Annotated in this window: 13 protein-coding genes; 4 read left to right on the plus strand and 9 right to left on the minus strand. The window is 39.8% G+C overall.

Going from position 1 to position 10884, the window contains the following annotated elements; all coding sequences use genetic code 11:
* Positions 1-73: 73 nt before the first annotated feature.
* Together PBAT_RS22225 and PBAT_RS26455 are read left to right on the plus strand one after the other, a co-directional pair.
* Positions 74-745: a pentapeptide repeat-containing protein gene (locus PBAT_RS22225; RefSeq protein ID WP_068652862.1), complete on the plus strand. Its 672-nt coding sequence runs from the start codon at positions 74-76 to the stop codon at positions 743-745.
* A 279-nt stretch (positions 746-1024) separates the two neighbouring features.
* Positions 1025-1249 carry a YesK family protein gene (locus PBAT_RS26455; RefSeq protein ID WP_149466354.1) on the plus strand — a complete coding sequence of 75 codons (225 nt, stop codon included), beginning with the start codon at positions 1025-1027 and terminating at the stop codon, positions 1247-1249.
* A 225-nt stretch (positions 1250-1474) separates the two neighbouring features.
* On the opposite strand, the gene PBAT_RS22230 is transcribed toward PBAT_RS26455, so the two are convergent.
* Positions 1475-1732 (minus strand): GlsB/YeaQ/YmgE family stress response membrane protein, encoded by a 258-nt coding sequence (locus PBAT_RS22230; protein ID WP_068652863.1) that lies wholly within the window; start codon positions 1730-1732, stop codon positions 1475-1477.
* 235 nt (positions 1733-1967) lie between these two features.
* Here PBAT_RS22230 and PBAT_RS22235 point away from each other — a divergent pair, with 235 nt between their 5' ends.
* Both PBAT_RS22235 and PBAT_RS22240 read left to right on the plus strand, forming a co-directional pair.
* Positions 1968-2480, plus strand: a complete 513-nt coding sequence (locus tag PBAT_RS22235; protein ID WP_068652864.1) for a DUF3231 family protein — start codon at positions 1968-1970, stop codon at positions 2478-2480.
* A 109-nt stretch (positions 2481-2589) separates the two neighbouring features.
* The gene (locus tag PBAT_RS22240) at positions 2590-2886 is read left to right on the plus strand and encodes a hypothetical protein (RefSeq protein WP_068652865.1); all 297 of its coding nucleotides are present in this window, start codon (positions 2590-2592) and stop codon (positions 2884-2886) included.
* Positions 2887-2923: 37 nt separating this feature from the next.
* On the opposite strand, the gene PBAT_RS22245 is transcribed toward PBAT_RS22240, so the two are convergent.
* The 8 genes from PBAT_RS22245 to PBAT_RS22280 form a co-directional block, all read right to left on the minus strand.
* A complete protein-coding gene (locus PBAT_RS22245) occupies positions 2924-3310 on the minus strand; it encodes a hypothetical protein (RefSeq protein ID WP_149466355.1) in 387 nt (128 codons plus the stop codon).
* Positions 3311-3643: 333 nt separating this feature from the next.
* Complete coding sequence (glnA, locus tag PBAT_RS22250) at positions 3644-4972, minus strand: type I glutamate--ammonia ligase (RefSeq protein WP_068652867.1); 1329 nt, start codon at positions 4970-4972, stop codon at positions 3644-3646.
* A gap of 83 nt (positions 4973-5055) precedes the next feature.
* Entirely contained in the window at positions 5056-5466 is a 411-nt protein-coding gene (locus PBAT_RS22255) for a MerR family transcriptional regulator (protein ID WP_068652868.1), read from the minus strand.
* Positions 5467-5547: 81 nt separating this feature from the next.
* Positions 5548-6801, minus strand: coding sequence for a methionine gamma-lyase family protein (locus tag PBAT_RS22260; RefSeq protein WP_068652869.1), 1254 nt, complete (start codon positions 6799-6801; stop codon positions 5548-5550).
* Between the two features lie 163 nt (positions 6802-6964).
* A complete protein-coding gene (gene hflX, locus PBAT_RS22265; protein WP_068652870.1) occupies positions 6965-8263 on the minus strand; it encodes a GTPase HflX in 1299 nt (432 codons plus the stop codon).
* Between the two features lie 65 nt (positions 8264-8328).
* Positions 8329-9321, minus strand: a complete 993-nt coding sequence (locus PBAT_RS22270) for an AAA family ATPase (RefSeq protein WP_068652871.1) — start codon at positions 9319-9321, stop codon at positions 8329-8331.
* Between the two features lie 54 nt (positions 9322-9375).
* Complete coding sequence (locus tag PBAT_RS22275) at positions 9376-10065, minus strand: YdcF family protein (RefSeq protein WP_068652872.1); 690 nt, start codon at positions 10063-10065, stop codon at positions 9376-9378.
* Positions 10062-10619 carry a ribonuclease FAU-1 family protein gene (locus tag PBAT_RS22280; protein ID WP_068652873.1) on the minus strand — a complete coding sequence of 186 codons (558 nt, stop codon included), beginning with the start codon at positions 10617-10619 and terminating at the stop codon, positions 10062-10064. Before PBAT_RS22280 ends, PBAT_RS22275 begins: the two co-directional genes overlap by 4 nt.
* Between the last annotated feature and the right edge of the window lie 265 nt (positions 10620-10884).

The raw sequence follows: 10884 nt of genomic DNA on the forward strand, positions 1-10884 counted from the left end.
AATTGAATATTATTCTTTTCGCAAGGAGGATATAGTACATGAGTACGATTATTCACAAGGAGGTGGGAATAGCATGAAGACGAAAAAGTTAAACACGAAGATGGAATCACCAAAAATTCCTTTGGATTTAACAGATAAATCCGCTCTAGCCATGGATATTCAATCTGAGGATTGTATTGAAAGAGGAAAGTTTCAAGACTGCTACATGGACAATAAGAGCTTAGATCGGGTTACTTTTGATGAAGTTATATTTAACAACGTGAACTTTTCCCATTCTAATTTCACCAATCTTGAATTAACTGATGTCATCTTTGATAAATGCGATCTTTCAAATGTGGACTTCAGTAACTCAAGCATTCACAGAACAGTGTTTCGAAATTGTAAACTCATAGGGATGGATATATCGGAATCCACACTAAGAAACGTTCTTTTCACGAACTGTTTAGGGGAGTTTTCGAATTTCAGGTTTGCCAATATGAAGCAGGTTAACATCGAAGATTGCACATTTTCGAGCACAGACTATTGTTATTCCACATTGAAACAAGTTAATTTTCTACGTTCCAATATAGATCAGGCTCAATATTCTGGTGCGAAACACGATGGACTTGATTTCAGTACATGTGAGTTCTCATCCTTAAGTATTAATCTAGATGACCTAAAAGGTTGCTCCATTTCCAAACATCAAGCCCATGTATTTGCAGGGCTATTGGATCTTATCATCAAAGATGGCGACACAATGGAATAACTTTTAGGTGAAACAATCCTATCTACTACATACAAATAAATCGAGTTTCGCTAATAGGCACTCGATTTATTTCACTGTATTACGATGCATACATATCGTAACATTATATAGAGTATTCATTTTAATTATTGACCTCCCGTTCGCCCCTAGTTAGCCTCAGAAATCCACGTATTACTACAAGAAAGTCAAATCCACTTACATGAGGGGCTACTTGAACCATATATTATCAGATGAATCCTTCTTCACACTACTGCTTGTTGGTTTGGTCATACACTGACCATGATTGGGTTAGATCTACTATTCAATAAAAGGATTGTTTACATCATATCATTGAAGCTTATGCTAGTTAGTATCATTACAATATTATGTAGCATTTTCTTTATTGGTGGATGGAACGGAATAGGCTTCTACTGTATTTCTATATTTTCAGGCAGTCTTATAGGGATTCTGTTGGTGGCTTTAACATCTTTAATAACCAAATTTCTGTTGAGGAAGAAAACTTAACCAAAGTATTTTACTGGCATAACTTTCACTCCTAATAAGAGACCTTTATTGATGTTCTTTACTCATTTACAAAAAATCCCGCGAGGCTTAATGCCAACCGGGATTAATTATCTATTTATGGACTCATCTTCTTTTAAAAACTCAAGAAATCATGTCATGTTTAGCGGTTGTTCGAAAAGTCCTTCCTTCGTAACCTCTGAAACAAATCCCATTCAATTCACGCCATTACCGTCTTCGAACACCAGTCCCACGCCCAATTGCGAAAAAAATAAGAAGTGCTATTATTGCGCCGATTACCGCTGGAACAATATGAAACCCTCCTACAACGGGTCCCCGAGCACCAAGGAATTCTGTACCTAACCAAGAACCAACAAAACCTGCAATAATATTACCAACAATACCTCCTGGTACATCTTTGCCAATCAGATTGCCACTTAACCAACCGATCAGTCCACCAACTATTATTACCCATAACAGATACATTTAGGATCCCCCTTTTAAACTGTTTACTTAAGGTATGCTAGATATAGGATTAGGTGAACTATTGTTTCTTGAGCGAGCCATCAAGACTTCCCTTATGATTTCAATATAAACAACTATTCCCTTAAATACTTTATACAGCTTGGGCAGGGGCAGTTGGGCAATAGTCTTACATTAATTAATTTTTCTTGGACATAATAACTACGTTGAAAATTATGAATTGAAGGAGCTAACATAAATGGGTATTTTAAATGGCAATCCAAAAGATGAACCACTGCATTATGGTGAAATTTTTAGTATATGGAGTGGCTCTATAATTGCCAGAGGAGCTGTATCATGTTACCAAGCATTCTTAAACCATGCTGGTGACAAGGACCTTAAAAAAATACTCAATGATCTTATTGATCAAGCAAACTTAGAGATTAAAGAATTCGATAAATTACTTACTGAAAACGGATTTGCTCCTGCACCAATCATGCCTGAAAGACCACCAGTAAAACTTGAAGATATCCCTGCTGGAGCTAGATTTACTGATCCTGAAATAGCTGCTAAAATTGGCGCAGATACCGCTATCGGGCTGGTTGCTTGTAGCCAGGCTATGGGTCAATCCATTAGAGTAGATGTTGGTGCTTTATTCGCTAAATATCATCTCGTTAAAGCAGCTTTGGGTGTTAAAATCCTTGAAATCAGTAAAGAAAAAGGTTGGCTAATCCCCCCTCCTCTTCAAGTGAAACGACCTGAATCTAAGTAGATCTATTTTATTGTCCTGCTCAATGAGCAGGATTTCTTTGTTTGGAAGCCCGATTAAATATCCTCCGTAGATTCTCCAAGGTGTTAAAAAATTGCATAGGAGGTTTTCAATGTCTTACGATGATGGTTTTATCGATGAAGAGCGAAAGCAGTACACCGATCTTTCAACCGTAGAATCCCAACATAATGATTTAATTGCTGAAGAATTCTCAGACGGACCATATGGTTCACCTGTTAATGCAGAAACGTTAGGAAAAAGTACTCCATGGCGGAGTGATCAACGATCTCCTAATCGATTTGATTACGAAAATCGAGAATTACACGCAGGACTGGAACGAGAATATCCAGGAGATGATGGGCAAGGCAATGCATCCTTAGAGACTTTTAATGACCCAAAAGCTGAGTAAATAGTAAAGTTGATGTATGCTCCCAGCCGAAATTCCCTTACAATTCTGGCTGGGAGACTCTTAACGTAGCTGCCATATCTGAGTATCCCCAATATATTGGCATTTCAACTATTCTTAAATCTAGTACGTGGTCACTCTCGGATAGGAACAGCTCTGATCCCTTTAATAGCTTGCATGTAATCCCTTGGTCTCTGTCTTGAGTGGGTACCTCATTCCCTACAATTATCCTCTTCAACAACATTCTATTCAAACAACCTCCCAGCCTGATAGCTGTCAACATATCCTTCATTACATGCTTACGTGAGAGTACAAATGGTTCTTCGTTCCCTGCCCCTAGAATCTGTTCGTCTGTCACTCCAACAGCCTTCAATACCGCTCTGTTTTCAGCTGAGTTAACCACTAAGATATACATAATCTCCGCCATCTTGTTTAATAAGTACGATAGGACGTCAGCACATTTACATAAATGAATGAAGAACATTTTAATTCGATTCTCGCGAAAACTAACACTAAGGATAACCGTTATTGACTAACTTGTTTAACCAATCGGATGCTTCAAGAACGTATGAAGGTTTCACCAGTCTCTACCGGACCACTCTTTCTTTAAACCGTCATCCATGATGTTATAGTGTTTATTTGCATTATCCCAAGGTTTAACAAATAGAGAGCATGGCCATATATAATACTTAACCCCCCCCCCTTCCAATGCCCTCAAAAGAAAAACCCCCAACGCTTAGAGCGTCAAGGGTTTTGAATACTAGTATAAAGTCATATATTGATCGCGTTCCCATTGGTGAACTTGTGTTCTAAACATATCCCACTCAATTTCTTTAAGCTCATAGAAATAAGCTAGAGCGTGATCACCAAGAGCTGATGTAATAACTTCAGAACGAATAAGTTCATTCAAAGCTTCTTTAAGGTTAGAAGGTAGACTTGGAATACCCTCTTCAATGCGCTCTTCTTCCGACATCACATAGATGTTACGGTCGATTGGAGCCGGTAGTTTAGTTTCATTCTTAATACCATCTAGACCCGCTTTGAGCATAACAGATAGCGCTAGATAAGGATTTGCTGCTGGATCCGGGTTACGTACTTCAACACGAGTGCTGAGTCCGCGGGACGCAGGGATACGAATCATTGGGCTACGGTTACTACCAGACCAAGCTACATAGCATGGAGCTTCGTAACCAGGTACAAGGCGTTTATACGAATTGACAGTTGGGTTCGTAATAGCTGCAAATGCGCGAGCATGCTTCAGAACACCAGCCATATAATGGCGTGCAGTTTTGCTCAATCCTAATTCGTCACTTTCATCATAGAAAGCATTCTCATCATTAATAAATAGCGATTGGTGACAGTGCATTCCTGAACCATTTACTCCAAATAGAGGTTTAGGCATAAAGGTAGCATGTAGTCCATGTTCACGAGCAATGGTCTTTACAACCAATTTGAACGTTTGGATCTGATCCGCCGCTTTGATAGCATCTTCATATTTAAAGTCAATCTCATGTTGTCCTGGTGCTACTTCATGATGGGATGCTTCAACTTCAAAGCCCATCTCTTCAAGTGTAAGAACGATCTCACGACGACAGTTCTCACCAAGATCCATAGGAGAAAGGTCGAAATAACCACCTTGGTCATTCAATTCTGTCGTTGGATTGCCTTTTTCATCTGTTTTGAATAGGAAGAATTCAGGTTCTGGACCTACCATCATCGATGTAAAGCCCATCTCTTCAGCTTCCTTCAAATTGCGTTTCAAAATTCCACGAGGATCCCCAGCAAACGGTGTTCCGTCTGGCATATAGATATCACAAATCAAACGAGCGATTCGATCTTCTGCTACCCATGGGAAAATAACCCAAGTATCAAGATCAGGATACAGATACATGTCTGATTCTTCAATACGTACATATCCTTCAATAGAAGAACCATCAAACATCATTTTGTTATCGACGGCTTTCTTCAGTTGGCTTACTGGGATTTCTACATTCTTAATCGTCCCTAGCAAATCAGTAAACTGTAAGCGAACGAACCGTACATTCTCTTCTTTCGCCATATTCAAGATATCTTCTTTTGAATAACTCACAGGACCTCTCCCCTTTTCTCATGATCATACTTATTTTATTTGACGGAAGGTCAAACCCTAATTACGCTTGGCTTGAGAATCCCTCATTTATTAAAAAACCGAGACAACTCTCCTTGAAACAATGACACCTGTCCCGGTCTTTTGCCAGTTACAAGTTGTTGCTTAAGTAAACGATGCAGTTGTGAATCAGATAGTTCTCTGCGTTTCACTTCGGTATCTGCTGTCATCACAGTTGCTTCTTCAGATTCCTTCATCACAGGATTCATAACTTGTTTAATTCCAGCGATATTAACACCCTTCTCAATCAGTGCCTTAATTTCAAGCAGTCTTTCCACATCGTTAAAAGAGAACAAACGCTGATTCCCTGCTGTACGTGCCGGAACGATCAACTGATGTTGTTCATAGTAGCGAATCTGTCGTGCTGATAAATCAGTCAACTTCATAACGATACCAATCGGGAATAACGCCATATTTCTACGAATTTCATCTCCCACGACTCATCAACCTTCCAATGATCTAATATCTATCATTGTAACAATTCACAATACACGATGTCAAGGACGTGTTAGGTAAACTCACAATAAATTTCTTTCTTTCATGACTTGGATCGTTTTTAGCACCCCATATTTCACATGAGCATAAGTTAATCCACCTTGCATGTAACCTATGTAAGGTTCTCGAATCGGAGCATCCGCAGATAGTTCTAAACTTCCACCTTGAATAAAGGTACCTGCCGCCATGATGACAGGATGTTCGTAGCCTGGCATTTCCCACGGTTCAGGGACAACGTGACTATCCACAGCTGCTGCTAACTGAATACCTTGAACGAATGCAATTAAATGCTCTGGTCCTGTGAAGGATATCGCTTGAATAAGGTCCGTTCGTTTCTCATGCCAGGCAGGTTTCGTAACAAATCCTACCTTTTCAAACATGGCCGCGGCAAATATACTACCCTTTATCGCTTGTCCCACAAGTGTTGGAGCAAGGAACAGTCCTTGGTATATGCCTCTAGTCGTTCCCATCATAGCGCCTACCTCTCCACCAATTCCAGGAGCTGTTAAGCGGTATGCAGCTAATTCAACATACTGTTTCTTACCACAAATATATCCACCCGTCTCCGCGATTCCACCACCAGGATTCTTAATTAAAGATCCCGCAATAAGATCGGCTCCCACATCGGTAGGTTCATATTCCTCCGTAAATTCACCATAACAGTTATCAACGAACACGATGAGCTCTGGATTGATAGCCTTAATACGACGAACCATCTCACCAATCTGTTCTACTGTGAAGGATGAGCGCCAATCATAACCTCTTGAACGTTGGATTCCGATGACTTTGGTGGCTGTTGTAATTCCGTTTTCAATCGCCGTCCAATCCACATTGCCATCCTCTTGCAGTGCGGCTTCTCTGTAAGTAATCCCGAAATCTAATAACGAACCATGTCCGTCTCCAACAGATCCAATCACCTTGTGAAGCGTGTCATAGGGACGTCCTGTGATATAAAACAATTCATCTCCAGGGCGTAACACACCAAATAGTGCTGTAGAAATCGTATGCGTTCCTGATGCAAAATGAGGTCTGACCAGTGCAGCTTCAGCACCAAATACATCAGCATATACTAAATCCAGCACCTCACGGCCTCTATCATTGTAGGCATAACCAGTAGATCCAGCAAAATGAAAATCACTCACATGATGATTTTGAAATGCATCTATGACTTTCCATTGATTGAGATCTACAATGCGATCCACAGCCTGAACTCGATCTTTAATCTGATGTTCAATCGCAATCATGTCTTGTTCTAGTTCTTCCGTAAATCTTGCCATATCTATTCTAGATTCTCCCTTGCTGTCATCCGAACAATGCGTATTGTATTTATCTGTAATCTATATAATCAATCTATATAGATTGAACTAAAGTTTTCTCATGCCCATTCAATCATTTCTAAAGAAGATCACGAATATAGGGTTCGTCTTTAGTTCATTCAATCTAGGTATGTGATACCTCAATATAATCTTGTAGCAAGTAGCCATTCTTAACATAATCATCTTTGTGAAGGATTACCTCATAAAGTGAATCACTACCGTCGAATTCTTGATTAACAATTTCGCCCACACGATATAACAGAGATGCTAGATCTCCGCGATCCGCAGGAATTCGGAAAATAATAGTGTCCCCTGTGAGTATAGTCTGGATCGCATCCCTTATCGCTAGCAAATCCGCTTCATCAAATGCACTGATCGTCAAATGACCTTCTCCGGTATTCAACATTTCCAGTTGTTCTGGTGTACAACGATCCTTCTTATTATAGAGAACAATTTGCGGTTTATCAGATGCACCTAAATCCACAAGAATAGACTGAACCACTGCCATCTGGTCTTCTCTCATTTCTGAAGAAGCATCGACAACATGAAGGATCAGATTCGCTTCGTTCGCTTCCTCTAGCGTTGCACGGAAAGCAGCAATGAGATCATGAGGTAGATTCTGAATAAATCCAACGGTATCCGTAATCACCACTTCTTTTCCTGTAGGTAGCTCTAATACGCGAGTGGTAGGATCCAATGTTGCGAACAATTGATCTTGAATATATACGTCTGCATCGGTTAGCTCTTTCAATAAAGTTGATTTACCCGCATTTGTATATCCAACAAGCGCTACTTGAAAGACACCTGCCTTCTGTCTACGTTCGCGATATAGTGTACGATGCTTCGTAATCTCTTCTAATTGATCCTTTAAATCGTTAACACGATTTCGAATATGACGTCTGTCCATTTCAAGCTTACTTTCACCTGGCCCTCTAGTCCCGATACCACCGCCTAGACGAGAAAGGTTCGTACTATGTCCAGAAAGTCGTGGCAGCAAATATGTTAACTGTGCAAGCTCAACTTGAATAATACCTTCACGTGTATTAGCTCTTTGTGCAAATATATCAAGAATTAACTGAGTACGGTCAATAATCTTTACATCTAGACTTTCCTCTAAATGCCTTACCTGTGCCCCTGATAGTTCATGATCAAATATTGCCGTAGTTGCATCTACAGCTTCCATAGCCATTCGAAGTTCTTCCACTTTACCTTTTCCGATGAAAAATTTAGGATCCGGTTTAGCAAGATTCTGACTAATCGTATCCATAACTTCTACGCCAGCTGTTTCAGCTAACTGCATTAATTCATGAAGAGAGTATTCCGGATTTATCCCCTTTTTCTTAACCGCATCTGTCACTAAGCTGACGAGTACTGCACGATCCGGTATATCTGTTTCTGTATCAAACGTGATGTTATTAGCCATGAATTAAATTACCCCTTTATCTGCTATAAATATGTTTGTTGTGTGCTTGAATCATCCAACCCGAGTTATATACTCGAGCTGGACTTTGATTCAAACTTGAAATCTTCCGTACGTAATGTCATTAGTTCTTGTTTACCTGGATTGCTATTCTCATACTGATTTAGAAGTCGAACTGCATGGTTACGTATCGATTTCTCGATCATATTACGTACATATCTCGCATTGCTAAATGCATGTAAACTTTCATTCTTTTCCTGTGAGATATGCTGTCTTAATTTAAGTATCGCCTGTGGCATGAGAATATAGTCTCGATCACGAGCCATCAGTTCTGAGATCTGAATGAGTTGATCAATCGAATAGTCGGAAAAGTCGACTTGAATGGGAAAGCGTGAGGGGAGTCCAGGATTGGTCTGTAGAAAATAATCCATCTCATCGCAATAACCTGCCAATATAAGAATGAATTGGTTTTTATTATCTTCCATCGACTTTACTAATGTATCAATCGCTTCTTTTCCAAAATCCTTCTCCCCACCACGAGCCAGACTATAAGCTTCATCAATGAAAAGAATGCCTCCCATAGCCTTTTTAACGAGGTCTCTCGTCTTCTGTGCCGTGTGTCCAATATATTCCCCGACTAAATCAGCACGTTCTACTTCGATCAGATGTCCTTTGCTGAGTACACCCATCTTCTGAAATATTTTGGCAATAATTCTTGCGACGGTGGTCTTTCCTGTACCCGGGTTGCCTTTAAATATCATGTGATAGACATGCCCACCACTTGCGAGACCCGCATCCGAACGCATCACAGCAACCTGAAGAACTGCATAGATTTCATACACTAATTCTTTAATGTTATCTAATCCAATAAGTAATTCTAACTCACGTTGAATTTCTTGATACAAACCTTGTTCAGGAGTACCCTTTGGTACCTTTAAGGAATCACGTTCAGGAACCGTATTGGTCTGTATCGGCGTATCTTGGCTACGTAAAACAACATTGATTTGTCTAGATGGCCTGCCCTCAGGCTGGCCGTTAGAGGCCATGACACGCCCGCTCATGCACCATCACCTCATTATCTACTGGGATGATATCTCTATTCAATGTATTCAACTTTACGCAGGGTTATTAACAGTTTCGATTGATTTCCATCCAAGCCATAACAAACACTCGTCTAATTTCCACTTCGTGTAGGCCAGAACTTCTCTACTCTTATGATAAGGCATGGAAAGAACCTCTGATTGCGTCGTTGACAATACCGGATGATTGTAGTTCAAATAATGTGCAATTTCGAGAGAACGCATCCCATGGTATGTATGTGTGATGATGACAGCAGAATTCCAACCATTCTTCATCATAATGTCTTGGCTAAACTGCAAATTCTCCAATGTACTGGTTGCCTTATTCTCCATAATAATTGCTTCATCTGATACACCGTGGTCTAGTAAATATTGGCGCATCCCTTCAGCTTCCGTGTAATTGAAGTCTGGCTGATCCAATCCTCCACTTACAATAAAATGTTTGAACTTCCCATCATGAAATTGCTTCAATCCATAATCCAGTCGTTCTGATAGACTAGGGCTAGGAGAATCACCCCACATTGAGGATCCAAGAATTATGCCAACATCCACCGATTCATATTGACTTGAATCAGATGGATGTATACTATTAATCTTCCATAATGCATAACCAAGCCAAGCAAGTATCGAGATGCCAATGATTAGAATAATGACTAAAATTCTCTTGATTAACCGTGATCCTTTCTTGCCATTACGAATCAATGAAATGTTAGTATTAAGAATCATGAGTTCCTCCTGAATTCGCCGTTCTCAAACAATTGTTTACGGTGTTCTATCGACATCAGGAAATAGGGGAAATGCTGGGCGTCAATCTCATCTAGCAATTGTTTCGCCGTTGATACAGCTAATTCATAATCAACGTTCGTAATATCCTTACGATTCAGCGCGTCATCTAGCTCATCTTCATCCAGAAGAAATACTTCACCGTTTCGAAGTACAACAACATCTAAATACAAATCATCAAACCAAGGAACACCTTGTTCTGTTACCCCTTGTGTTTTGCATGTATCAATATACCATTGTATTATTTCTTGTTTCTCATCAAACATCGCCGTCACGATATAATGGCTGTTCTTGGGATAATATTGTAGCCAAGAATACCCTTTATCCGCAATCCGATACGTATGACTGCCATAGGTTTTCCAAAGCGGTTCCTTTAGGTTATAAATGGTATATAACGTAATATAGCCTGTAAACCTCTTGGTCTCTACATAACGGCAGGTAAAGCGGCGGCGTGATATTCTGCGCCAGTTCGCACGATCCCCAAATTTACGTTTCATGGAAATTACCCTCTCCAGTATGTTAGCTACAGCTTAACACATTTGTGATTCACACTCAAAAGAAGCGTTCTACAATTCATACCCCAACTACTTATATACCAATTATACAACAGACTCCAATTTATCCCACGATATTTTAGAACGAAGTAAAATCATTAAACAAATCAAGTAGAAAAGGCTATTCTGTCCTTTCTCAAGGACAGTACTCGTTTTAGCGAAAATCTAAGGATTAGAGATTGAAGTGAACCCTATACTTTCTTATATT

The organism is Paenibacillus antarcticus (assembly GCF_001637225.1).
Classification (GTDB): Bacteria; Bacillota; Bacilli; order Paenibacillales; family Paenibacillaceae; genus Paenibacillus_AQ; species Paenibacillus_AQ antarcticus.